Origin of the sequence: Micromonospora sp. NBC_00362 (genome assembly GCF_026342155.1) — a bacterium.
Classification (GTDB): Bacteria; Actinomycetota; Actinomycetes; order Mycobacteriales; family Micromonosporaceae; genus Micromonospora; species Micromonospora hortensis.
Window position 1 is genome coordinate 4,845,341 of the sequence record NZ_JAPENH010000001.1, and the last position, 21,348, is coordinate 4,866,688.

Here is a 21,348-nt window from a genome sequence, read left to right on the forward strand (position 1 = left end):
CGCTGCGTCTCTGCCCGGAAATGATCTGACACCTGTGCCCTCATCGGGGCTGTTCGACGTAACAGTTTGGCATCGCGGGTGCTGATTGATCGGTTTTTCCCGCTGTTTGCCTAAGAATCGAATGTCAAGCGGCGGTTGAGGCACGATCCGATACCAACCGTCCACTCAGCGGTTTCCGGGTGGACGCATCGGGAGCTATGGTCACCGCCATCGGTGACCCCTGTCACCACGTTGTCCGTACCCCCAAGGACGAGGTGAAGCACACATGCGTGCACCCAGGCCGAAGGCCGCGATCGCGGCCATCGCGGTCGCGGCCCTCGCGGTAGCAGGCTGCGCCGAGAGCAACCGCGACGACAAATCCGGCGGTAGCAAGAAGGACACCCTCGTCTTCGGCGTCGCCGGAGACCCGAAGGTGCTCGACCCGAGCTTCGCCAGCGACGGTGAGTCGCTGCGCGTGGCGCGTCAGGTCTTCGAGACCCTGGTCCGACCGGAGGAGGGTGGCACGAAGGTCACCCCCGGCCTGGCCGAGTCCTGGACCCCGGACGCCGCCGGCACCACCTGGACCTTCAAGCTCCGCTCGGGCGTGAAGTTCCATGACGGCACCGACTTCAACGCCGAGGCTGTCTGCGTCAACTTCAACCGCTGGTACAACGCCAAGGGCCTCATGCAGAGCCCGGACGTGACCGCGTACTGGCAGGACGTCATGGGCGGCTTCGCCAAGAACGAGAACGCGGATCTCCCGCCGAGTCTCTTCAAGTCCTGCACCGCCAAGGACGCCACCACTGTGGACCTGGCCTTCACCCGGGTCTCCAGCAAGGTCCCGGCCGCGCTGATGCTCCCCTCGTTCTCCATCCACAGCCCGAAGGCGCTGCAGGAGTTCGACGCGAGCAACGTCGCGGGCACCGCCGAGGACATCAAGTACCCGTCGTACGCGACGGAGCACCCGACCGGCACCGGCCCGTTCAAGTTCAAGACCTGGGACGTGGCGAACAAGACGCTGACCCTGGAGCGCAACGAGGACTACTCGGGCGCCAAGGCCAAGCTGAAGACCCTCATCTTCAAGACGATCTCGGATGAGAACGCCCGCAAGCAGGCGCTGCGCTCCGGTGACATCCAGGGCTACGACCTGGTTGGCCCGGCCGACGTCGAGCCGCTGAAGAGCGAGGGCTTCAACATGCTCACGCGCCCGGCGTTCAACGTGCTCTACCTGGCGATGAACCAGAAGGGCAACCCGAAGCTCGCCGACATCCGCGTCCGGCAGGCCATCGCGTACGCCCTGAACCGTCAGCAGCTGGTCACCTCCAAGCTGCCGCCGGGTGCCAAGGTCGCCGACAACTTCATGCCGGACACCGTCGAGGGCTGGAACGGTGACGTCACCAAGTACACCTACGACCCGGCCAAGGCGAAGGCGCTGCTGGCCGAGGCCGGCGCGTCGAACCTGACGCTGAAGTTCCACTACCCGACCGAGGTCACCCGGCCGTACATGCCGAACCCGAAGGACATCTTCGAGTTGCTCTCGGCGGACCTGAAGGCCGTTGGCATCACCGTCGAGGCGATCCCGCTGAAGTGGAGCCCGGACTACCTGAACGCCACCACCTCGGGTAGCAAGCACGACATCCACTTCCTGGGCTGGACCGGCGACTACGGCGACGCCTACAACTTCATCGGTACCTTCTTCGACCGGCCGAAGGACGAGTGGGGCTTCAACAACAAGGCCCTGTTCGACCAGTTCAAGGACGCGGACGGCACCGCCGACATCGCGGCCCGGACCGAGAAGTACAAGGCCCTGAACAAGTCCGTGATGGAGTTCCTGCCCGGTGTGCCGATCTCGCACTCGCCGCCGGCGATCGTGTTCGGCAAGGACGTGACCGGCGTCAAGGCGAGCCCGCTCACCGACGAGCGGTACGCGACCGCCGAGTTCAAGTAAGTCCTGATCTGACGCAGCAAGGAACGCGGGCGGGCGCTGTCGCACAGCGCCCGCCCGCAACCCTCCGCACCCCTTCGAGGCCGCCGTGTTCCGGTTCATCGTCAGGCGCCTGCTTCAGCTGATACCCACGCTGTTCGGGCTCTCCCTCCTGCTCTTCATCTGGCTCCGCCGACTCCCCGGCGGCCCCGAGACCGCCATCCTCGGCGAGCGCGGCACCCCCGAGATGCGGGCCGCGATCCGCCGCAACATGGGGCTCGACGAGCCCATCCTGGTGCAGTACGGCCGTTTCGTACGGCGGATGATCAAGCTCGACCTGGGCACCTCGACCTCCACCAAGCGGGCGGTCACCACGGAGTTCATCGAGCGCTTCCCCGGCACCGTCGAGCTGACCGTCACCGCGATGATCATCGCGATCGGCGTCGGCATCCCGCTGGGCTACCTGGCCGCCCGTCGTCGCGGCCGTTTCCTGGACCACGCGTCAGTGGGCGGCTCGCTGATCGGCATCTGCATCCCGGTCTTCTTCCTGGGCTACGTGCTCAAAGCGATCTTCTCGGAGAACCTGCACTGGTTCCCGTCCAGCGGCCGGCAGGACCCGACACTCGGGGCGACCCGGGTCACCAACTTCTTCGTCCTCGACGGGTTGATGACCCGTGAGTGGGACGCCGCCGCCGACGCCCTCTGGCATCTGGTGTTGCCCAGCATCGCGTTGGCCAGCATCCCGCTGGCGATCATCGTCCGGATCACCCGGGCGAGCGTGCTGGAGGTGCTGAACGAGGACTTCGTACGGACCGCCGAGGCGAAGGGCCTGACCGAGCAGACGGTTCGTCGTCGGCACGTCCTGCGCAACGCCATGCTGCCGGTCGCCACCTCGATCGGTCTGCTCGCGGGCGGTCTGCTTTCCGGCGCGGTGCTGACCGAGACCGTCTTCGCCTTCAGCGGCATCGGAGCGTTCGTCGCCGAGGCCATCGGCCAACGCGACTATCCGGTGCTGATGGGCTTCATCCTGATCATCGCGGTGGTGTACGTGCTGGTGAACCTCCTGGTCGATCTCTCCTACAGCTTCATCGACCCGAGGGTGAGGGTGCGATGACACTCAGCCCAGGCAAGAAGCGCGAAAAGATCGACAGGCTCTCCGAGTTGGCTGCCCGCGACGACGAGCGGGGCGTCAGCCTCTGGCAGGAGGCGTTCCGCCGGCTGCGCGGTAACCCCGCCGCGATCGTCGGCGCGGTCATCCTGGCGCTCTTCGTGCTGGTCGCTGTGGTCGGCCCGTTCCTCGTGCCGTACGCGGCGACGGACACGATCGGCATCCGGGAGGGGCTGATCAAGCCGGGTGTCATTCCCGGCCCGACCAGCGAGCACTGGTTCGGTTACGACCACCAGGGCCGCGACGAGTTCAGCCGGATGATCGTGGGCGCCCGCCAGACCCTGCTGGTCGGTGTGGTCTCCACCCTGATCGGTCTGGCGGTCGGCGCGCTGATCGGTGGCGTCTCCGGTGCCGCGGCCGGCCTCGGTGGCCGGTGGGGGCGGTGGATCGACACCACCCTGATGCGCTTCATCGACATGCTGCTGGCGATGCCGAGCCTGCTGCTGGCGGTGAGCATCGCCGCTCTGCTCGGGGCCAGCCTGACCACTGTGATGATCGCAGTCGGCGTGGTCTCGGTGCCGGTGTTCGCCCGGCTGCTGCGCGGTTCGATGATCTCCCAGGCCAACAGCGACTACGTGCTGGCGGCGACCTCGCTCGGCGTCAAGAAGTCGAAGATCGCGCTGACCCACGTGGTGCCGAACTCCCTCGCCCCGGTGATCGTGCAGGCCACGCTGACCCTGGCCACCGCGATCATCGAGGCCGCGGCGCTCTCCTTCCTCGGCCTCGGCAACCCGGACACCGCCGTACCGGAGTGGGGGGTCATGCTCGCCGACGCGCAGCAGTACCTCGGCATCCGGCCGTCACTGGCGATCTACCCGGCCGTCGCGATCATCATCACCGCGCTCGGCTTCACCCTGCTGGGTGAGGCGATGCGTGAGGCCCTCGACCCGAAGCTGCGGAAGTAGGCCCGGCATGTGTGAAGCGCGAGGAGTGAGCTTGCGAGCCCCGCAGGCGCGAACGGAGGGCCAGTAATGGCACTGCTCGAAGTTGAAGATCTCTCCGTCACGTTCGCCCGCCGCGGTCAACGGGCCGTGCACGCTGTCGACGGGGTGTCCTTCTCGGTCGACGCCGGTGAGGTGGTCGGCCTGGTCGGTGAGTCCGGCTGTGGCAAGAGCGTCACCTCGCTGGCGATCATGGGCCTGTTGCCCAAGCAGCCCGGCCTGCGGGTCGGCGGCAAGGCCGTCTTCGACGGCACCGACCTGCTCCAGCTCGACGACAGGTCGCGGCGGGACATCCGGGGCCGGGACATCGCGATGATCTTCCAGGACCCGCTCTCCTCGTTGAACCCGGTGATTCCGATCGGCTTGCAGGTGACCGAGGTGCTCACCCGGCACCGGGGGATGAAGGGCGAGGCCGCGGCGAAGGAGGCGGCGGCGCTGCTGGACCGGGTCGGCATCCCCGACCCGAAGCGGCGGCTCAAGGAGTACCCGCACCAGCTCTCCGGTGGGATGCGCCAGCGTGCGCTCATCGCGATGGCGGTGGCCTGCCAGCCTCGGCTGCTGATCGCCGACGAGCCGACCACAGCGCTGGACGTCACCATCCAGGCCCAGATCCTCGAGCTGCTCAAGGAACTGGTCCGGGACTCCGGCACCGCACTGTTGATGATCACGCACGATCTGGGCGTGGTGGCCGGCATGTGCGACACCGTCAACGTGCTCTACGGCGGCCGGGTGGTGGAGACGGCCCGCCGTCGTCCGCTGTTCCGCCAGCCGCGTCACCCGTACACGGTGGGTCTGCTCGGCTCGGTGCCGCGCCTGGACGCCGGGCGGGGCGAGAAGCTCAACCCGATTCCCGGTTCGGTCCGCGACCTGCTGCCCTGGCCGGACGGATGCGCCTTCGCCCCGCGCTGCGCCCGCCGGATCGACGAGTGTGTGGGCGAGCCGCCGGAGCTGGTGCACGCGCACGACGGACGGAGCTACCGGTGCGTCAACCCGGAGCCGCTGCCGGGCATGGTGCCCGCCCCGCGCGAGGAGGAACCAGCGTGAGTGAGAACGACATCCTCGTCGAGGTGCGTGACCTGAAGGTGCACTTCCCGATCAAACGGGGGGTGCTCTTCGACCGAGTGGTCGGCCAGGTGAAGGCCGTCGACGGGGTCGACCTGAGCATCGCGCGCGGCAAGACGTACGGCCTGGTGGGTGAGTCCGGCTGCGGCAAGTCCACGTTGGGCCGGGCGCTGCTCCAACTCACCCCGCCGACCGCCGGTGAGGTCAGCTTCGACGGTGTCGAGCTGACGACGCTGCCGTCCGGCAAGCTGCGCAGCATGCGTCGCCGGATGCAGATGATCTTCCAGGACCCGATGTCCAGCCTCGACCCCCGGCAGAACGTCGAGTCGATCCTGACCGAGGGCCTCCAGACCCACGGGATCGGCGCCGACCGCACCGACCGTCGACGGATCATCGGCGAGACCCTGGACGCGGTCGGGCTGCCGCGCTGGGCGCTGTCCCGCTACCCGCACGAGTTCTCCGGCGGGCAGCGGCAGCGCATCGGCATCGCCCGCGCGCTGGTGCTCGGGCCGGAGCTGATCGTCGCCGACGAGCCGGTCTCGGCGCTCGACGTGTCGATCCAGGCCCAGGTGGTCAACCTGCTGGACGAACTCCAGGACAGCCTGGGGCTGACCTACCTGGTGATCGCGCACGACCTCGCTGTGGTCCGGCACATCTCCGACACCGTCGGCGTCATGTACCTGGGCGCGCTGGTCGAGGAGGCGCCGAGCGACCGGCTCTACACCGAGCCGCTGCACCCGTACACCCGGGCGCTGATGTCGGCGGTGCCGGTGCCGGACCCGGACGTGGAGGACCGCCGGGAGCGGATCCTGCTCGCCGGTGACCTGCCGTCGCCGGCCAATCCGCCGTCCGGCTGCCGCTTCCACACCCGCTGCCCGTGGGCGCAGCCCACCCGCTGCGCCGACGAGCGACCGGTGCTGCGCGACATCGGCGCCAGCCGGGTGGCCTGCCACTGGGCCGAACAGATCGCCAGCGGCGAACTGCGCCCGCACGGGGTCAGCGCGCAGATCGTCCGACCCGAGGGCGAGGGGGACGCGCCGGGCGTCGTCTCCGCGCCCACCGAGCCGGGCTCGTACGTCTGAGACTGGACGCGGTGCCGGCGCTCGTCAGCCCTCGGGGCGGTTCAGCAGCCCCACGGCGACGCCGTGCACCGCGTCCAGCCCGGCCGGGTCGGCCAGCGTGACCGACGTGCCGGTCACCACGTACCACTCGTCGGCGTCCTTGTACTGCACCCGCACCGTGACAGTGCCGTCCGCGTACTCGGTGCGCAGCGTCAGGTCGCCGGTGACGACGCCGACCTCGTCGGTCATCACGCCGCCGGGGCCGGGCACGATGTCGGTGGTGCGGGCCTGCGGGCCGGCCGCCCCGCCCGAATCCGCGACCATGCCGGCACCCGGCACGGCGGCGGGAGTCTCGGCGGTGCCGTCTGCTGTCATGCCGGCGGCGGACGGGCCGCTCTCCCCGGCGGCGGTCACGAATCGCTCCCCACTGAACAGCCCTCCAGCATGTCGGTCAGGGCGGCCTTCTCGGCGCTGGTCACCGTCAGCTTCCAGTAGTGCTTGACAGTCACCCAGTCCTGGGCGTATTTGCACCAGTAGGACCGGCTTGCCGGTTTCCACTGGGACGGGTCCTGGTCACCCTTTGCCCGGTTCGACGAGGCGGAAACCGCGAAAAGCTGCGGACGGGTGGTGTCGTTCGCGAAATCGCCGCGCTTGGCGTTGTCCCACTCGTCGGCACCCGAGCGCCACGCGTTCGCCAACGGCACCATGTGGTCGATGTCCACGTCGGAGGGATCCGAGAAGCTGCGACCGTCGTACACGCTCTCCCAGCGCCCACCGACCACGTTGCAGCCGGAGAGCTTCACGTCCTTGCCGTCGCGCTGGAGGATGCTGTCCCGGACATCGCAGTTCTTGCCGGTGTCCCGCCAGTGCGGGAAACGCTCCCGGCTGTAGCCCTTCATCGAGCCGGCGGTGGCGACGGTGAGCTGGCTCAACTGCTCCGCGGCGTTGCCGCCGTCGCTCGACGGCGGTGTGGTCGGCTCATCCTGCGGGACGCAACCGGCCACGCCGAGCGCCAGCGCCGCGGTGAGCGCGGCCACCGCCGCTCGCGGTCCTGATCTGGTACGCACAGACGACACCTCTCCAGCTTGGGGGCTCCCGGCGATTGCGCACAGTACCCGGGCACGGTTTCGGCGTTTCGTGGCGTCTCCCACATGATGCAAGGCAGATTGGTGGGATGACCGCACCTGTACCGGCGACCGCCCTCCGAATGGGCACCACCGCCGGCCGGGGCACGCTGCTCGCCGCCGTACTCGCCTCTGGAATGGTCTTCCTCGACAGCACCGTCGTCAACGTGGCGCTGCCGAAGCTCGGGCAGGATCTCGGCGCGAACGTGGCCGATCTCCAGTGGACCATCAACGGCTATCTGCTGATGCTGGCGGCGTTCGTGCTGCTCGGCGGCGCGCTCGGCGACCGCTTCGGCCGGCGTCGCATCTTCCTCATCGGCGTGGTCTGGTTCACCGCCGCCTCCGTGCTCTGCGGGCTGGCCCAGGACACCGGCATGCTGATCGCGGCCCGGTTCCTCCAGGGCGCCGGTGGCGCGCTGCTCACGCCCGGGTCGCTGTCGGTGCTCCAGGCGAGCTTCCATCCCGACGACCGGGGCCGGGCGATCGGTGCCTGGGCCGGGCTGTCCGGGGTGTCCACAGCGCTGGGGCCGTTCATCGGAGGCTGGCTGATCGACGCGCTCTCCTGGCGCTGGATCTTCTTCCTCAACCTGCCGATCGCCGTGCTGGTGCTGCTGGCCGCCCTGCGCTGGGTGCCGGAGAGCCGGGACGAGAGCGCCTCCCGCACCGAGGGACGGGGTCGGGCCCGACGGCGGTTCGACGTCGCCGGAGCCCTGCTCGGAGCGCTCGCGCTCGCCGGCGTCACCTACGCCCTGATCGACGCGCCGGCCCGCGGGTTCGACTCCGCCGAGGTGCTGATCGCCGCAGTGGTCGGGGTGCTCTCCGCGGTGGCCTTCGTCCTGCTGGAACGACGGCGTGGTGACGCCGCGATGCTGCCCACCGGGCTGTTCAGCAGCCGACTCTTCTCGGTGCTGAACATCTTCACAGTCGTCGTCTACGCGGCGCTCGGCGGCTTCACCTTCTTCTTCGCCGTCTACCTGCAGAACGTGGTCGGCTGGTCGGCCTTCCGCACCGGCATCGCGTTGCTGCCGATGACCCTGCTGCTGTTGGTCGGCTCCGCGCGCGCCGGTGCGCTGTCCGCCCGGATCGGCCCACGGCTGCCGCTGGCCATCGGACCGGTGGTCGCCGCGGTCGGCCTGCTGCTGCTGCGCGGCGTGGGCCCGGGCGCGTCGTACTGGCGGGACGTGCTGCCCGGGGTGCTGCTCTTCGGCATCGGGTTGACCCTGGTGGTGGCACCGCTGACCGCGTCGGTGCTGGCCGCCGTGCAGGACCGGTTCTCCGGGGTGGCCAGCGGGTTCAACAACGCCGCGTCCCGCGCCGGCGGCCTGCTCGCGGTGGCGGCGCTGCCGCTGCTGGTCGGGCTCTCCGGCGGCGGGTACGAGCAGAAGGCCGAGCTGACCGACGCGTTCCGGGGCGCGATGGAGTGGTGTGCCGGGCTACTCGTGGCCGGCGCGCTGCTGGCCCTCGTGCTGGTCCACCGACCGCCCCGGGAAGCCCCGCCGTCCCAGCCCTGCCCTTCACTGCCCGCCGCGACACCCCCGAAGTAGGAAGCCACCTCGGGGGTGTCGCGCCCAGGTCAGCGGCGGGCGCGGTTGACGGCGCTGGTGACCGCCTTGATCGACGCGGTGACGATGTTGGCGTCGGTGCCGACACCCCAGACCGTCCTGCCGTCCACCTCACACTCCACGTACGCGGCGGCCTGCGCGTCACCACCGGAGGAGAGCGCGTGCTCGTGGTAGTCGAGCACCCGTACGCCCACCCCTACCGACTGGAGCGCGTTGACGTACGCGTCGATCGGGCCGTTGCCGACCGCGGCGAGCGAGCGCTGCTCGCCGCCCACACCGACCTGGGCCTCGATCTCGACCTTGCCGTCCACAGTGCCGATCGTGTAGCCGGCCAGCCGGACCGTCGGGTCGGGCTGGTGGTCGAGCAGGTAGTGCGTCGCGAAGATCTCCCACATGGCGGCCGGGTCGACCTCGCCGCCGTCGTGATCGGTGACCTGCTGCACCACGCCGGAGAACTCGATCTGGAGCCGGCGCGGCAGGTCCAGTTGGTGCTCGCTCTTCATGATGTACGCGACGCCGCCCTTGCCGGACTGCGAGTTGACCCGGATGACCGCCTCGTAGGTGCGGCCCAGGTCCTTCGGGTCGATCGGCAGGTACGGCACCGCCCAGGTGTGCTCGTCCATCGGTACGCCGGCCGCCTTCGCGTCGGCGGCGAGGGCGTCGAAGCCCTTCTTGATCGCGTCCTGGTGGGAGCCGGAGAAGGCGGTGTAGACCAGGTCGCCCGCGTACGGGTGGCGCTCGTGCACAGGCAGCTGGTTGCAGTACTCGACGGCTCGCCGGATCTCGTCGATGTTCGAGAAGTCGATCATCGGGTCGATGCCCTGGGAGAAGATGTTGAGCCCCAGGGTCACCAGGTCGACGTTGCCGGTGCGCTCGCCATTGCCGAACAGGCAGCCCTCGATGCGGTCCGCGCCGGCGAGCAGGCCCAGCTCGGCGGCGGCCACGCCGGTGCCCCGGTCGTTGTGCGGGTGCAGGCTCAGCACCACGCTGTCCCGGCGCGGCAGGTGCCTGTGCATCCACTCGATCGAGTCGGCGTACACGTTGGGGGTGGCCATCTCGACGGTGGCCGGCAGGTTGATGATCAGCGGACGGTCCGGGGTCGGGTCGATCACGTCGATCACCCGGGAGCAGACCTCCAGCGCGTACTCCAGCTCGGTGCCCGTGTACGACTCCGGCGAGTACTCGTAGAAGATCTCCGTGTCCGGGGTGTGGATCTCGGCGTACTTCTGGCAGAGCCGCGCCCCGGTGGTGGCGATGTCGGCGATGCCGTCCCGATCCAGGCCGAAGACCACCCGCCGCTGGAGGGTGGAGGTCGAGTTGTAGAAGTGCACGATGGCCCGCTTCGCGCCGCGCAGCGACTCGAACGTCCGGTCGATCAGGTGCTCCCGGCACTGCGTGAGCACCTGGATGGTGACGTCGTCCGGGATCATGTCGTCGTCGATGAGCTGCCGGACGAAGTCGAAGTCGGTCTGGCTGGCCGACGGGAAGCCGACCTCGATCTCCTTGTAGCCCATCTGGACCAGCAGCTGGAACATCCGGCGCTTGCGCTCGGGCGACATCGGGTCGATCAAGGCCTGGTTGCCGTCGCGGAGATCCACAGCACACCAGCGGGGAGCGGCCTCGACGGTGCGGGTGGGCCAGGTGCGGTCGGGCAGTTCGACCCGGAACTGCTCCCGGTACGGCTGGTAGCGGTGGTACGGCATCCGGCTCGGGCGTTGCCGGGCGATCGGATCGGTTTCGGCGTCGGTGACAGGTTGAGCCATCTCAGAGTGCTCCCTGGAACATGTGGCGTCAGCAGATCGGAAGGTGTCGGCGAGATGCCGGGCGACGGTGCGCGGCGGTGCCGAGAAGAAACTCGGATGTGCTGGACGGCGCGATGCGACTCCGCGACGAGGTGCCGGCCGGTCAGGCCTCGTCGCGGCGGCTAAGGAGGAGCAGCGCCTGCCACATGACCAGGTCACCCTACGTGATGGAACCGGGGGTGGAAAGACAGGTCCGGACTATGGGACCGGGGTCATGGCCGGCTTCGCGGCCTCGGCACCCAGCCTCGGCGTCCGTTGCGCCCAGGCCACAGCGGGCACGATCGCCACCGCTACCAGCACGAAGATCGCTGCCGTCGGTAACCAACCCCACCCCCCGGTGGTCACCCCGAGCGCGGTCAGCCCCGCCGGCGCGATCAGGTACTGGACCTGCACGCCGAGTCCGAGCGCCCCCACGTACGCACCGCGCTGGTCGGCCGGCGGGAGGGTGGCGGTGAGCCCCCAACTGCCCGCCGACTCGATCAGCTCGGCCAGGATCAGCAGCAACGCGGCGGCTACCAGCACCACCACTGTGAGCGCGCCCCGAGTGACGCCGGAAATCGGCAGGACCAGACAGAACAGGGCGATCAGCAGTCCACCCCGACGGGAGGCCCGGGCCGCTCCCGCCGCGGTGTCCGCGCCCCGGCTGACACGTACCTGGAGCAGCACGATCAGGATCGTGTTGAGCAGCACCAGCCCGGCGATCACCGTCTTCGGGGCGTCGGTGTGGGTGAGGATCCACAGCGGCAGGACCGTCAGGTAGAGCACCCCGTGCGCGGTGAGCAACCCGGACAGGACTGACACCGCCATGAACGGCCGGTCCCGGAGCACGGCGAGCCGACTCATCGGCTCCGCCGGTCGGGCCACCTGCGGCAGCCGGGGCAGTCGCCGCACGAAGAGGGCCGTCACGAGGAAGACCGTCGAGATGAACCAGACCATCCCCCGGTACGCCGTGATCGTGTCCACCGCCAGCACCAGGCCGCTGATCACCGCGCCGAGCCCGAAGCCGACGTTCAGCGACGAGCGCTGGTACGCCATCGCCGTGACCCGTTCGGCAGGCGGAAGCGCGTTGATCGAGTAGACCTGCCGGGCCACGCCGACAGCGGCGTCCACTGCGGCCAGCGCCACCACGACGGCGAGGAACCCCGCGAAGCCACCAACGAACGGGTAGGTCGCGAACAGCGCCGCGTTCAGCACCAGCCCCACCACCCAGACCCGCTGCGGCCCGTACCGGTCGGTGAGCCCACCCAGCGGCACCGTGCCCAGCAGCGACACCCCCGCCGCGACGGACAGCCCCAACCCGACCTGCGCGGCGCTGAGCCCGAGCGCCCGGGTGAAGAAGACGGCGCTGCCGGCGTGGAACAGGCCGCTGCCGACGGCGTAGACCATGGCCTGCACGGCCAGGGCGCGGGTCAGCCCGGCCGGCGGTACGACGTCTCGAACGGCGGTGCGGATGGTTTCTCTGGTCCCCATGTTCGGGGAGTGAATCGGTTCCCCATGACCCCGGTCGAGTCTTTTAGGCTGGATCGAATCCTGCTCCAGGGGGGCGTGTGTCCGAGTTGCGGTTCAGCCTGGCCGACGTGGCGGGAGTGCGTCTCGCCGTGTCACCGGCCAACGAGACGGTCATGAGCATGTGGGCGCTGGCCAACCCGGTGCGCTACGCGGTGCACCTGCCCTGGATCGACCGGGCCCGGGTGACGTTGCGTCGTCCCGAGGTGGCCGACCGGGTTCGACCTCTGGTGGGGTTGGTCGTGCCGGGTCGCTGGCTGCCCGACTTCCTGACCCCGGCGGCCCGACCGAACGTGGAGATGGCCGAGCAGCTCGACCAGATCGCCGCGACACCGCCGGCCGTGGTGGTCCAGGACCTGCTGGCGACCACCTGGCAAAAACCGTTGAGCCCGTTCGGGCGGGCGCTGCTCGCCGACCCCGGCGGGCTGCTGCCGCAGGTCGTCGACGCGGTGCGGGTCTGGCACGACGAGGCGATCGCCCCGGACTGGCAGCGGATGCGGGCGCTGCTCGACGCCGACGTGGCGTACCGGGCCGCCCAGCTCGCCGAGAGCGGCGCCGGGCAGTTCTTCGAGCAGCTCCACCCGAGCCTGCGCTGGCACAGCGACCGGGTGATCAGCGACGACACGTTCGAGCGGGACTTCGACCTCCGCGGTCGTGGACTGGCGCTGAACCCCACTGTGTTCACCGAGCAGCACGTGCTGTGGAACCTGCTGGAGGATTCGCTGCCGGTCGGCGCGTACCCGGTCCGTGCCGTCGGGACGCTCTGGGAGGCGACCACACCGCCCCCCGGCGACCCGCTGGCACGGGTGATCGGGCCGGGCCGGACCGCTCTGCTGCATCTGCTCGAGACTGCGCTGACCACCACCGACCTGGCCCGACTCACCGGGATGTCCGCCGGAAACGTCTCCCAGCACCTGGCCGCGCTGCACGGCGCCGGCCTGGTGTCGCGGTCCCGCGAGGGTCGGCACGTCCGCTACCGCAACACCGATGCGGCGGCGGTCCTCCTCCGGGCCAGCCGGGGCGGGTGACCCCGGCGCTCGATCAGCGCAGCAGCAGCTCGGCGACCGGGCGGCGGTGCCGCAGGCCGGTCTCCCGGGCGTGCAGGTCGGCGGGGAGGGCGAACGGGTCCCCGAGCCGGCCGACGGCGGCGACCACCAACGGGCGGACGCCGCCGGGCAGGTCGAGTTCGGTGGTGAGTCCGGCCCGGTCGAACCGGGTGAGCTGGTGCACGTGCAGGCCGAGCGCTGTGGCCTGCACTGTCAGGTGAGCGATCGCCTGCCCCAGGTCGTACGCGGCCCGCTCGGTGTCGAGGCCGGTGTGGGCGCCGACCACCAGTGTCGCGGCGTGCCGGATCCAGATCTGGTCGTCGACCGGGAGGCTGATCAGGATCCGTTTCCAGGTCTCGTCGTCGCGGTGGCCGAGGGCGAACCGCCAGGGCTGCCCGTTCTCCGCCGACGGGGCCCAGCGCGCGGCCTCGAGCAGCGAGGCGGACTCCTCCGGGGTCAGCTCGGCGCTCGGGTCGAAGGCTCGTGGGCTCCAGCGGTAGGCGAGCAGCGGGGTGAGGTCGGCCATACACCGGATCGTCCTGTATGGGTGATTCGCCCCTCAGGATGGGGTGGCCGAATGTGGGCAAGAGCACCCGTAACGGGACGAAGATCAGGGCGTTCCCGCGCCCGGGCTCTCCGACGGGTCCGGGGTCGGCGGCGCCGCGATGTCGAGCGGCTCCCGGTCGATCACCACCGGACCGGCCAGCTGCACGGTGGCCGGCGCCGGGCCGGGTGCGGCGGCCAGCCGGAGCGTCCCGGCCCCGGTCCGGACGCCGGTCGGCGTGCCGTCCTTGTCGTAGCAGTAGATGCCCACATCCAGCGGGGCGTTGAGCGACGCCGAGGTGGAATCCACCGAGTAGCAGGTGCCGGTGAGGCCCTCGGGCGCGTTGGCCGGAGCGACCGCCAACGGCGCGCGTCGGTCGGTGAGGACGTCCAGCCAGTCGGTGAGCAGGTGCTGGACCCGGGGGTCGGACCGGCGCGGGATCGCGTCGTCGCGATCACCCAGGCGGACGCAACTCGCCGACTCGGTGTGACCGGCCGACGGCAGGGCGCACTGGAACAACCCGTCGGCGGTGCTGGCCATCGAGACATCGGCGGTGCCACCCAGGGCGCCCCCCGGCACGTCCACCCGCCAGCTCCCGTCATTCGCGCTGGTGAACACGATGGTGCGATCCGGTTGGCCCGCCTGGCCGTAGACATATTGGGCCACCAGGTGACGGTCCTGAGCCGCCGCGGCCAGTGCCGCCAGCTCATCCCGTGCGGCGTCCACCTCGACCGGCCCCGGGTCGGCGGGCGGCGGAGTCGGAGGCTGCTCACTGGTGCAGGCGACCAGGAGGGCTGGCAGGGCGAGGACGAGCGGCCCGAGCACACGGCCGGCCGAGCGGATGAGGACGGGCACCGGCCCATTCTGGTGGGTGCGGGCGGTTGGCGGGTGCCGGCGCGTACCTGGCTCGTCCCGGCGTGTCGGGTGGGGTGTCCCGGCGTACCCCGTTCGACCTGGTGGGACCGGTCTCGCCGGTCCCGGCCGGGCCGGATGGTGGGATCACCTGACCCGGCTTCGTTATCCGCCGGATACCCTCATGAGGTCTGACACGCGCCGCCGGCCCCGGTTCCGGCGGCGTCGGCACGCTCAGGGTCGCTGGGAGGGAGTGCACCGTCGTGGCACTCGTGGTGCAGAAGTACGGCGGGTCCTCCGTCGCCAACGCCGAGCGGATCAAGCGGGTGGCCGAGCGCATCGTCGCCGCCCGCAAGGCCGGCGACGACGTGGTCGTGGTGGTCTCCGCGATGGGTGACACCACCGACGAGCTGCTCGACCTGGCCAACCAGGTCAGCCCGCTGCCGCCGGGCCGCGAGCTGGACATGCTGCTCACCGCCGGGGAGCGGATCTCCATGGCCCTCCTGGCCATGGCCATTCACAACCTGGGGTACGAAGCCCGCTCGTTCACCGGCTCGCAGGCTGGCGTGATCACCACCTCCGTGCACGGCCGCGCCCGAATCATCGACGTCACCCCCGGGCGGCTCAAGGGCGCGCTCGACGAGGGCTCGGTGGTCATCGTGGCCGGCTTCCAGGGCGTCTCGCAGGACACCAAGGACGTCACCACGCTGGGCCGCGGTGGTTCGGACACCACCGCCGTGGCGCTCGCCGCAGCCCTGCACGCGGACGTCTGCGAGATCTACACCGACGTGGACGGCATCTTCACCGCCGACCCGCGGATCGTGCCCAACGCCCGTCACATCCAGCACATCACCTACGAGGAGATGTTGGAGCTGGCCGCCTGCGGCGCGAAGGTGCTGCACCTGCGTAGCGTGGAGTACGCCCGGCGGGCGGGGTTGCCGATCCACGTCCGTTCGTCATACTCGACCAACACCGGCACGATGGTCACCGGATCGATGGAGGACCTTTCCGTGGAGCAGGCACTGATCACCGGGGTCGCGCACGACCGCAGCGAGGCCAAGATCACGATCGTCGGGGTGCCCGACGAGCCGGGTGCCGCCGCGCGGATCTTCGACACCGTCGCCGGCGCCGAGATCAACATCGACATGATCGTGCAGAACGTCTCCACCGAGGGCACCGGCCGGACGGACATCTCGTTCACCCTGCCCAAGGCCGACGGTCCCACCGCGATGGCGGCGCTCAGCAAGATCCAGGAGCCGGTCAAGTTCAAGGGCCTGCTCTACGACGACCACGTCGGCAAGGTCTCACTGATCGGCGCGGGCATGCGCTCGCACCCCGGGGTGGCTGCCGGCTTCTTCGCCGCGCTCGGCGCCGCCGGGGTCAACATCGAGATGATCTCCACCTCCGAGATCCGGGTCTCCGTGGTCTGCCGGGACACCGACCTCGACGCCGCCGTCCGCGCCATCCACGACGCGTTCGAGCTGGGCGGCGACACCGAAGCCGTGGTCTACGCGGGGACGGGTAGGTAGCGCCGATGACGGCGCTGCCCACCCTCGCCGTGGTCGGAGCGACAGGTGCCGTCGGCACCGTGATGTGTGAGCTGCTCACCGGGCGACGCAACGTCTGGGGTGAGATCCGGCTGCTCGCCTCCGAGCGCTCCGTCGGGCGCCGGGTGCGCTGCCGGGGCGAGGAAGTCGTCGTCCAGGCGCTGACCCCCGAGGCGTTCGACGGGGTCCAGGTGGCCATGTTCGACGTGCCCGACGAGGTCTCCGCCGAGTGGGCGCCGATCGCCGTCGCCCGGGGCGCGATCGCCGTCGACAACTCCGGCGCGTTCCGGATGGACCGCGACGTCCCGCTGGTCGTTCCGGAGATCAACCCCGAGCAGGTGCGCAACCGGCCCCGGGGCATCATCGCCAACGCCAACTGCACCACCCTCGCGATGATCGTCGCCGTCGCGCCGCTGCACCGCGAGTACGGCCTACGAGAGTTGGTGCTCGCCTCCTACCAGGCGGTCTCCGGTGCCGGCCAGGCCGGCGTCGACATCCTGCACGATCAGCTCACCAAGGTCGCCGGCGATCGGGCGCTCGGCTCGCGCACCGGCGACGTACGCCAGGCTGTCGGCGACGACCTGGGGCCGTTCCCGGCACCCATGGCACTCAACGTGGTCCCCTGGGCGGGTTCCCCGGCGGACAGCGGCTGGTCATCGGAAGAGATGAAGATCCGCAACGAGTCGCGGAAGATCCTCGGCCTCCCCGACCTCAAAGTCTCCGCCACCTGCGTCCGGGTGCCGGTGGTCACCGCCCACTCGGTCGCCGTGCACGCGGTCTTCGCCACCGAGGTCGACGCCGAGGGCGCCCGCGAGGCACTGCGCAACGCACCAGGGGTGATCCTGGTCGACGACCCCGCGGCCGGGGAGTTCCCGATGCCGATCGACGCCGTCGGCACCGACCCGTCCTGGGTCGGCCGGATTCGCCGCGCCCTGGACGACCCCCGCGCCCTCGACTTCTTCGTCACCGGCGACAACCTCCGCAAGGGCGCGGCCCTCAACACCGCCCAGATCGCCGAACTCCTAGCCAAAGAACTCCGCACCACCTAACCCCGCCCCCGGCCCCCCGCCCTCCCGCCCCCGGGCCCCGCCCCCGGGCCCCCGCCCCCGCTGCCGCGATCTTGCAGTTTCTGTGGCGACATAAGGGACTAGAGCGACAAAACGACAACCGTAAGTGCAAGATCGGCGGGGCGCGGGGCGCGGGGCGTGTGGCGTGGGGTGCGGGGTGGGGTTACGCGGCGGAGAGCAGGACGCCGTCTCGGCCTTGGCGTTTTACCGCGTACAGGGCCTGGTCAGCTCTCTTGAGGGTGCGGTCGGGGGTTTCGCCGGGGCGCGGTAGCGCCACGCCCACGCTGATCGTGCGGCCGATGCGTCGGGCCGCCTCGGTGAGCCGTTCGGCGATCCGAACCGCCTCCTCCGGGCGGCTCACCTCGATCACGGCGACGAACTCGTCGCCGCCGATCCGGTACAACTCGTCGCCGTGCCGGAGCGCCCCTTCCAGTGCCCGGGCCAACCCGACCAACACCCGGTCGCCGGCCTGGTGGCCGTACGTGTCGTTGACGGTCTTGAAGCCGTCCACGTCGATCGCCAGCAGAGCCGTACGCCCGGGGGTGGCCGCAGCGATCCGCTGCCCGAACGGGCCGGTGTGCCGCAACCCGGTCAGCGGGTCGGAGCTGGCCTGCTCCCGCAGCCGGGCCAGCGTACGCAGCCGGTCCACGCTCGTCCAGGCCTGCCCGGCGAGCAACTCCATCAGGCTGACAGTGGTCGGGTCGGGGCGCAGCGCGCGTTCGTCGGCGACCAGCAGCACCCCCGCGGCGTCCGTGGGGCCGACGGGCACGGCGACCAGCGTGCGTACCCCAGCCCGGGTCAACGGGCGGTAGTCCTCGGTCGGGGGATGCCCGGCCTCGCCCAGCGTGTACCCGGCGCCGTACCGGTGCGCCCGCTCGACCATCCGGTCCAGGGCGGCCGGACCGGCGGCGGCCAGTTCGGCGCGGATCCGGGTCTCCAAATCGCTCGGTGTCGCAGGGGACGGGCCGAGCTGGCCGCCGATCAGCAGTAGTGCGGTGGAGAGGGTGGAGACCTCCCGGGCGGCGCGGGCGGCTGCCCCCATCACCTCTCCCTCGGTCGGCGCGGAGGAGAGCGCGGCCGCGTGCCGGAGCAGCTTCTCGCTGCGGCTCTCCGCCGGCGGGCCACCGAGGGCGGCGATCCGCGCACCGAGCCCGTCGGCCAGCCGCTGCGCGGTCTCCCGCCACGGCTCCAGGTCGGTCGGCTCACTCCACTGCAGGTCGAGTACGCCGATCGCCCGGCCCGTCGGGTCCAGCACCGGTACGCACAGCTCGGCTGTCACATCCGGGCGCACCGGCAGGTAGTCCGGGTCGACTGTGACGTCCGGGACGACGGCGGGAGCGCCGGTGGCGTACACCCGGCCGACGATGCCGGTCCGCGCCGGCACTGTGGCGAAGACCTGCCAGGCCCCGGTCGCGGCGACGCAGCGCAGGCGGTCGTGGACCGCGAGCAGCACGGAGATGGTCGCCGGGGTGTGGCGGGACAGCGCGGTGACCGTCCACCGACACGCCTCCGGCGTGCTCGACGCCATCGGCAGGCGGACGGTGACGTCACGGATGACTCGCTGATGATCCACTCGCACGTCGTTCCAGGTAGGGGAGGGGCCCGGCCGACGCCGAACCGCTCGATCAAGCGTACTCACGGTGGCTGGGACCGACCGGGCTTCGTACACACGTGCTATCCACAGGCTGTGGACGCAGCCTGTGGACGGATGTCCCCGGGATGCCGCGACCGGCGATAGCGTGGAGCATCCCCGCGCCGAGGAGGCGAGCCCATGCTCATCGCCCAGCTCAGTGATCCGCACCTGACCACCGGCCTGCTCGCCGCCGAACCGGCCGCCGGGTTGCACCGAGCGCTCGGCCGGGTGCTGGCGTTGCGACCCCGACCCGACTGCGTGGTGATCACCGGCGACCTGGCCGACCACGGCCAGCCCGACGAGTACGCGGCGCTGCGCGAGGTGATCGGCCACTTCCCGCTGCCGGTGCACCTGACCACCGGCAACCACGACGACCGAGAGTCCCTGCTCGACGCGTTCGGCGGCACACCGTGGCTCGGCGGCGGCTTCTCGGCCTACTACCACGTCGACCACGAGGCGGCGTCCGTCGTGGTGCTCGACTCGCTCGTCCCCGGCAGCGACGGCGGCCAACTCGGCGAGGAACAGCTCGGCTGGCTCGACGGGGTGCTGGCCGGGCGGCCCGAGGTGCCCGCCGTGATCTTTCTGCACCACCCGCCGGTCGCCGTCGGCATCCCCGTGGCGGACTCCATCCGACTGGCCGACGGCGACGCGCTCGCCGAGGTGATCGGCCGACACCGGCACGTGGTGCGGGTCGCCGCCGGTCACCTGCACCGCCCGGTCACCACCGCGTACGCGGGCACTGTCCTCACAGTGGCGCCCAGCACGTGGAAGCAGAGCACGCTCACCATGAGCGCCGACGAGCAGATCGGTTGGGTCAACGAGCCCACCGCCTTCCTGCTGCACTCGGTCGAGGCAGGTGGCTGCGTGACCCACACCGTGCAGGTGAGCCACTCCGCCGGGCAGACCTGCGGCTTCTGAGGGGTGGTCATGCTGGCCTGGTACGTCTCGTACGGCTCGAACATGCACGCCGCCCGGCTGGGCTGGTACATCGGTGGTGGCTGCCCACCCGGCGGAAAGCGGACGTACCCGGGCTGCCGTGACCGGCGCCCACCCAGCCGGTCGACGCCCGTGTCGCTGCCCGGCGGCATCTACTTCGCCGGTGAGTCCGGTGCCTGGACCGGCGGCATGGCCTTCTACGACCCGCACCTGCCGGGCGAGGCCGCGGCCCGCGCCTACCTGGTCACCCTGGAGCAGTTCACCGACATCGCGGCCCAGGAGATGTACCGCCCGCCGGGCGACACGACCGAGCTGATCCCGGCGACCGGCGCGGCCATCGACGCCGCCGTCGCCAACGGACGGGCCACGCTCGGCCCCGGGCGGTACGAGACGCTGATCTGCCCGGGCAGCCGCGACGGTGTTCCGATGCTCACCTTCACCGCCCCCGAGGGGGCGTCAGCCGTGCCGTGCCGACCTCCCGCGCCGATCTACCTCGGCATGATCGCCCGAGGGCTGCGCGAGTCGCACGGCTGGCCCGCCGAGCGGATCGCCGCCTACCTGGCGGCCCGGCCCGGCGTTGCGGGCGCCTGGCCACCGGACGCCGTCGTTGACCTGGTCGACAAGGCGCTGACCGACGACTGACCGGCCGGCATGCGCCTCGTCGGCCGCTGGTGCTGTCAACCGAGCAGGAACTCGCGCAGCGCGGGGGCCAGCGTCGCCGGCGGCACGTCGTGGTAACCGCCGTCGAGGCTCACGGACCGGCCGCCCGGAACGGCCTCGGCCGCCGCCCGACTCGCGTCCCGCAACCACTGTGGACTGCCGGTGCTGTCCACCCCGAGGGTGGGCGCGGTGATGGCCGCCAGCCGCTCGGCGGGGAATCGCCCCCCGGCGGTGACGATCGCGTCGTACACCAGGGTGTGCGCGACCGCCGTCAGCCCACCCCACATCGGCTGCGACCGCATCCCGGTGATCTGCTCGGCCGGCAGCCCCACCGACGCGCTGAGGAAGGTCTCCACCGCGCCGTCCCGGTCGTCGGCGGCGATCAGCTCGATGAGCTGCGGGGTGATGTCCTTGCGGACGCCCACGTGCGGGCCGACCTGGAACGGTGGCTCGAACATGACCAACCTGGTCACCGGCAGGCCCTGTGCGGTGGCGAGGGCGGCCAGCACGGCCCCGGAGGAGATGCCGTAGACGGCGGCGGAACCACCCGCCGCCGCGATCAGGGCAGCCAGGTCGTCGATCTCGCGGCCGACCTCGTACGGTGCGGTGTCGCCGCTGTAGCCCCGACCGCGACGGTCATAGCTGAAGGTGGTGAAATCCGGCGCCAGTGCCGCACCCAGGTCGCGGGTCGCGTTGCGATCGCTGAACGCGCCGCCGACGAGGACGACCGCCGGCCCGGCACCGGACCGCTCGAACGCGATGGGCGTGCCGTCGACCGATCGCACCTGCTCCGCCACGGGTGTCGTTCCGCTCACGATGCCGCCCCCATTCCTCGTAGGCTGTCCCGTCCTTTCTAGACCCTGGGTCCGACGTTGTCCGGCAGACCGCGTTAAACGATGATCGATAGCGGCCTCGGCGTACGCGCTGCTCCGAC

At 70.8% G+C, this 21,348-nt stretch carries 19 protein-coding genes; 11 read left to right on the forward strand and 8 right to left on the reverse strand.

What is annotated here, in order from left to right:
• The first annotated feature begins 265 nt into the window (after nt 1–265).
• From OG992_RS22320 to OG992_RS22340, 5 genes are all read left to right on the forward strand, one after another.
• The gene (locus tag OG992_RS22320; RefSeq protein WP_238684840.1) at nt 266–1,927 is read left to right on the forward strand and encodes an ABC transporter substrate-binding protein; all 1,662 of its coding nucleotides are present in this window, start codon (nt 266–268) and stop codon (nt 1,925–1,927) included.
• Nucleotides 1,928–2,012: 85 nt separating this feature from the next.
• Nucleotides 2,013–3,017, forward strand: coding sequence for an ABC transporter permease (locus OG992_RS22325; protein ID WP_238684839.1), 1,005 nt, complete (start codon nt 2,013–2,015; stop codon nt 3,015–3,017).
• Nucleotides 3,014–3,976 (forward strand): ABC transporter permease, encoded by a 963-nt coding sequence (locus OG992_RS22330; protein ID WP_238684838.1) that lies wholly within the window; start codon nt 3,014–3,016, stop codon nt 3,974–3,976. The genes OG992_RS22325 and OG992_RS22330 overlap by 4 nt, the downstream gene beginning before the upstream one ends.
• Nucleotides 3,977–4,042: 66 nt before the next feature.
• Nucleotides 4,043–5,056 (forward strand): ABC transporter ATP-binding protein, encoded by a 1,014-nt coding sequence (locus tag OG992_RS22335; RefSeq protein ID WP_238684837.1) that lies wholly within the window; start codon nt 4,043–4,045, stop codon nt 5,054–5,056.
• Nucleotides 5,053–6,156: an ABC transporter ATP-binding protein gene (locus OG992_RS22340; protein ID WP_238684836.1), complete on the forward strand. Its 1,104-nt coding sequence runs from the start codon at nt 5,053–5,055 to the stop codon at nt 6,154–6,156. The genes OG992_RS22335 and OG992_RS22340 overlap by 4 nt, the downstream gene beginning before the upstream one ends.
• Before the next feature lie 24 nt (nt 6,157–6,180).
• On the opposite strand, the gene OG992_RS22345 is transcribed toward OG992_RS22340, so the two are convergent.
• Nucleotides 6,181–6,570, reverse strand: a complete 390-nt coding sequence (locus tag OG992_RS22345) for a hypothetical protein (protein WP_238684874.1) — start codon at nt 6,568–6,570, stop codon at nt 6,181–6,183.
• Nucleotides 6,546–7,202, reverse strand: coding sequence for an HNH endonuclease family protein (locus OG992_RS22350; RefSeq protein ID WP_210780751.1), 657 nt, complete (start codon nt 7,200–7,202; stop codon nt 6,546–6,548). Before OG992_RS22350 ends, OG992_RS22345 begins: the two co-directional genes overlap by 25 nt.
• A gap of 107 nt (nt 7,203–7,309) precedes the next feature.
• On the opposite strand from OG992_RS22350, the gene OG992_RS22355 reads away from it, so the two are divergent.
• Entirely contained in the window at nt 7,310–8,803 is a 1,494-nt protein-coding gene (locus OG992_RS22355) for an MFS transporter (protein WP_266304220.1), read from the forward strand.
• A 29-nt stretch (nt 8,804–8,832) separates the two neighbouring features.
• Here OG992_RS22355 and leuA read toward each other — a convergent pair whose 3' ends face one another.
• Both leuA and OG992_RS22365 read right to left on the reverse strand, forming a co-directional pair.
• The gene (gene leuA / locus OG992_RS22360; protein WP_266304221.1) at nt 8,833–10,584 is read right to left on the reverse strand and encodes a 2-isopropylmalate synthase; all 1,752 of its coding nucleotides are present in this window, start codon (nt 10,582–10,584) and stop codon (nt 8,833–8,835) included.
• Nucleotides 10,585–10,821: 237 nt separating this feature from the next.
• Nucleotides 10,822–12,093, reverse strand: a complete 1,272-nt coding sequence (locus tag OG992_RS22365) for an MFS transporter (RefSeq protein ID WP_238684833.1) — start codon at nt 12,091–12,093, stop codon at nt 10,822–10,824.
• Nucleotides 12,094–12,170: 77 nt separating this feature from the next.
• On the opposite strand from OG992_RS22365, the gene OG992_RS22370 reads away from it, so the two are divergent.
• Nucleotides 12,171–13,157 (forward strand): DUF5937 family protein, encoded by a 987-nt coding sequence (locus OG992_RS22370; RefSeq protein WP_266304222.1) that lies wholly within the window; start codon nt 12,171–12,173, stop codon nt 13,155–13,157.
• A gap of 13 nt (nt 13,158–13,170) precedes the next feature.
• Here the strand turns inward: OG992_RS22370 and OG992_RS22375 are convergent, their stop codons facing one another.
• Both OG992_RS22375 and OG992_RS22380 read right to left on the reverse strand, forming a co-directional pair.
• The gene (locus tag OG992_RS22375) at nt 13,171–13,701 is read right to left on the reverse strand and encodes a nitroreductase family protein (protein ID WP_238684831.1); all 531 of its coding nucleotides are present in this window, start codon (nt 13,699–13,701) and stop codon (nt 13,171–13,173) included.
• 84 nt (nt 13,702–13,785) lie between these two features.
• Entirely contained in the window at nt 13,786–14,574 is a 789-nt protein-coding gene (locus OG992_RS22380; RefSeq protein ID WP_238684830.1) for a hypothetical protein, read from the reverse strand.
• Between the two features lie 260 nt (nt 14,575–14,834).
• Between OG992_RS22380 and OG992_RS22385 the strand changes: the two genes are divergently transcribed.
• A complete protein-coding gene (locus OG992_RS22385; protein WP_030489892.1) occupies nt 14,835–16,100 on the forward strand; it encodes an aspartate kinase in 1,266 nt (421 codons plus the stop codon).
• Between the two features lie 5 nt (nt 16,101–16,105).
• Nucleotides 16,106–17,167: an aspartate-semialdehyde dehydrogenase gene (locus OG992_RS22390; RefSeq protein ID WP_238684829.1), complete on the forward strand. Its 1,062-nt coding sequence runs from the start codon at nt 16,106–16,108 to the stop codon at nt 17,165–17,167.
• 181 nt (nt 17,168–17,348) lie between these two features.
• On the opposite strand, the gene OG992_RS22395 is transcribed toward OG992_RS22390, so the two are convergent.
• Nucleotides 17,349–18,758 carry a sensor domain-containing diguanylate cyclase gene (locus tag OG992_RS22395; protein WP_266304223.1) on the reverse strand — a complete coding sequence of 470 codons (1,410 nt, stop codon included), beginning with the start codon at nt 18,756–18,758 and terminating at the stop codon, nt 17,349–17,351.
• 198 nt (nt 18,759–18,956) lie between these two features.
• Between OG992_RS22395 and OG992_RS22400 the strand changes: the two genes are divergently transcribed.
• Entirely contained in the window at nt 18,957–19,736 is a 780-nt protein-coding gene (locus OG992_RS22400) for a phosphodiesterase (RefSeq protein ID WP_238684827.1), read from the forward strand.
• 9 nt (nt 19,737–19,745) lie between these two features.
• On the forward strand, nt 19,746–20,396 hold the full coding sequence (locus tag OG992_RS22405) for a histone deacetylase (protein WP_266304224.1): 651 nt from the start codon (nt 19,746–19,748) through the stop codon (nt 20,394–20,396).
• Nucleotides 20,397–20,431: 35 nt separating this feature from the next.
• On the opposite strand, the gene OG992_RS22410 is transcribed toward OG992_RS22405, so the two are convergent.
• On the reverse strand, nt 20,432–21,229 hold the full coding sequence (locus tag OG992_RS22410; RefSeq protein ID WP_266304225.1) for an alpha/beta fold hydrolase: 798 nt from the start codon (nt 21,227–21,229) through the stop codon (nt 20,432–20,434).
• Nucleotides 21,230–21,348 lie beyond the last annotated feature (119 nt).

Bases quoted from the DNA above. Each gene is read 5' to 3' on its own strand.
- OG992_RS22320 (WP_238684840.1), top strand. From the start codon at position 266: ATGCGTGCACCCAGGCCGAAGGCCGCGATCGCGGCCATCGCGGTCGCG.
- OG992_RS22330 (WP_238684838.1), top strand. From the start codon at position 3,014: ATGACACTCAGCCCAGGCAAGAAGCGCGAAAAGATCGACAGGCTCTCC.
- OG992_RS22335 (WP_238684837.1), top strand. From the start codon at position 4,043: ATGGCACTGCTCGAAGTTGAAGATCTCTCCGTCACGTTCGCCCGCCGC.
- OG992_RS22355 (WP_266304220.1), top strand. From the start codon at position 7,310: ATGACCGCACCTGTACCGGCGACCGCCCTCCGAATGGGCACCACCGCC.
- leuA (WP_266304221.1), bottom strand. From the start codon at position 10,584: ATGGCTCAACCTGTCACCGACGCCGAAACCGATCCGATCGCCCGGCAA.
- OG992_RS22365 (WP_238684833.1), bottom strand. From the start codon at position 12,093: ATGGGGACCAGAGAAACCATCCGCACCGCCGTTCGAGACGTCGTACCG.
- OG992_RS22375 (WP_238684831.1), bottom strand. From the start codon at position 13,701: ATGGCCGACCTCACCCCGCTGCTCGCCTACCGCTGGAGCCCACGAGCC.
- OG992_RS22390 (WP_238684829.1), top strand. From the start codon at position 16,106: ATGACGGCGCTGCCCACCCTCGCCGTGGTCGGAGCGACAGGTGCCGTC.
- OG992_RS22400 (WP_238684827.1), top strand. From the start codon at position 18,957: ATGCTCATCGCCCAGCTCAGTGATCCGCACCTGACCACCGGCCTGCTC.
- OG992_RS22405 (WP_266304224.1), top strand. From the start codon at position 19,746: ATGCTGGCCTGGTACGTCTCGTACGGCTCGAACATGCACGCCGCCCGG.